This window comes from Aeromonas sp. ZOR0001, assembly GCF_000801015.1.
GTDB classification, from domain to species: domain Bacteria; phylum Pseudomonadota; class Gammaproteobacteria; order Enterobacterales; family Aeromonadaceae; genus Aeromonas; species Aeromonas veronii.
In genome coordinates this window covers 83,148-85,149 of the sequence record NZ_JRJY01000107.1, presented here as the reverse complement: position 1 = coordinate 85,149, position 2,002 = coordinate 83,148, and the positions used below count along the sequence as shown (strand labels likewise).

The window sequence follows — 2,002 nt, the reverse complement described above, 5'->3', positions numbered from 1 at the left end:
GCGGCCGCTCTGGCGCCTATGAAAAAGAGCTGGCCCGTGCCCGCGAGATCGCCTTCGATGAGCTAAAAGAGCGCGCCGCGGCCCTTGGTGCCAACGCAGTGGTCGGCATCGATATCGACTACGAGGTGGTGGGGCAAAATGGCAGCATGCTGATGGTCAGCATCAGTGGCACCGCCGTGGTGGTCTGATCGGGCACCAGCTTCTGCATTGGCAATGAGCCGATAACCGGGTTATCGGCTTTTTTATTGCCTGTCTGATGCGTGGCGGCTGGCAGGGTTATCACTCAACACATTGATTTTAAATATTTATATTTATTAATAATTCCACTGACCGGTTTTATTTTTTTAACTGGGTAGCCCGAGAGGGCCAAGCTAGAGTGCCGCCATCAGGAACGACACCGCTCACGGACGAGGTTCTCTTCTTTTGAAGGCGTATCACTATGAATCAAAAACCTGCTCTGCTGACCCTTGTCATGTTGGCCATGACCGCTCATGCCGGCAGTGCCCTCGCGGCGCTGCCCAACTTCAGCGCCACTTGTCCCACCGATATTCGGGTCAAGTCACAAGGGGGCAACGTCTTTATCAATGGCAAGAAGGCGACCCTGAAAACGCTGGCACCCGCCGCCTATTCGGCCACGAGCAGCAAGGTGGTCATCGGGATCACCTTCGAGCTGCCCGCCAGCGAACCCACCCTGGATTACGTCATCAAGCATGATCGCCGGGCTCATGGCTTTTGCACCGTGCACGCCTGGTCGGCGGGCAAGGCCGCCGCACTGCCGATGGCCAAGGGGGACTCGCCCTATCAGGGCAAGTGGATCGCCAAAAACCGCGAAACAGGCGCCACGGTGGCCAATATTCAGGTGGATGGCAAGGAGCAGGTGTGGGTCAACGGAGTCAAGGTGAAGGCGAAACGGGCCGATGGTGCGCTGCAGTTTCGTCAGGGCACCATCCTCTACACCTTGCAAGGGGATCCGCGTATTCGCGATGAGAGCGACTGGAATGACAGCGATGTTCAGAATACCGGCCCCATCCGGCTCGAGTAACAGACGCGCCGTGCCACGGCTTGGTCATTGATGCAAAAAACAGAGAGCGGCATGGCCGCTCTCTGTTTTGTTGTCTCTATTGGTTGATCGCCGTGCGGGGTTAGATACCGTGGATGGCGTTGGCTTCCCCATACCAGTCCAGCTTGTCGGCCAGAGTGACTACCGAGCCTATGATGATGAGGCTCGGGCTCTTCACCTGACGAGCCAGTTCGGCCAACTGCAGCAGCTCGCCGCGCACCACCCGCTGACTGAGCCGGGTGCCTTGCTCCACCAGCGCCACCGGGGTGTGGCCGGGCATGCCGTGGGTTTGCAGCGCATCCTGAATGCGGGCGGCGTGGGCCAGCCCCATGTAGAACACCAGGGTCTGGCGTGGGGCGGCCAGCGCCGACCACTCCTGGGTGATATTGCCCTCCTTGTCGTGGCCGGTGATGAACTGCACCCGCTGGGCGTGATCGCGGTGGGTGAGGGGAATGCCGCTGTAGGCAGCGCAGCCCGACGCAGCCGTAATGCCCGGTACCACCGAGAAGGGGATACCCGCCTCGGCCAGGGTTTCCAGCTCCTCGCCACCCCGGCCAAAGATAAAGGGGTCGCCCCCCTTGAGCCGCACCACCTGTTTGCCCAGCTGCGCTTGTTCCAGCAACAGCTGGTTGATCGCCTGCTGGGGCACACAGTGGCGGCCCGCCTCCTTGCCAACAAAGATCCGCTCGGCATCCCGGCGAACAAGCGCCAATACCTCCTGCGACACCAGCCGGTCATAGACCACCACATCCGCCTGCTGCAACTGCTGCAGACCGCTTAGGGTAAGCAGTCCCGCATCACCGGGGCCAGCCCCCACCAGGGTTACGCTTCCCTTGCTCTGCAGCGGCTCATCGAGCAGCTCTGCGACGCTCTGCTCGGCAGCTTGCTGCTGGCCGCGGGCCAGCTGGCATGCCAGTTGCTCATGGCTAAAGAGCCGCTCCC

The 2,002-nt window shown here is 60.9% G+C and carries 3 protein-coding genes; 2 read left to right on the top strand and 1 reads right to left on the bottom strand.

Going from position 1 to position 2,002, the window contains the following annotated elements; genetic code table 11:
* A partial coding sequence (locus L972_RS21940; protein WP_047438972.1) for a heavy metal-binding domain-containing protein occupies positions 1 to 188 on the top strand: 188 nt, incomplete at its 5' end.
* A gap of 251 nt (positions 189 to 439) precedes the next feature.
* Positions 440 to 1,042, top strand: a complete 603-nt coding sequence (locus L972_RS13860) for a hypothetical protein (protein ID WP_047438924.1) — start codon at positions 440 to 442, stop codon at positions 1,040 to 1,042.
* Positions 1,043 to 1,142: 100 nt separating this feature from the next.
* Here L972_RS13860 and cobA read toward each other — a convergent pair.
* A partial coding sequence (cobA, locus tag L972_RS21935; protein WP_047438969.1) for a uroporphyrinogen-III C-methyltransferase occupies positions 1,143 to 2,002 on the bottom strand: 860 nt, incomplete at its 5' end.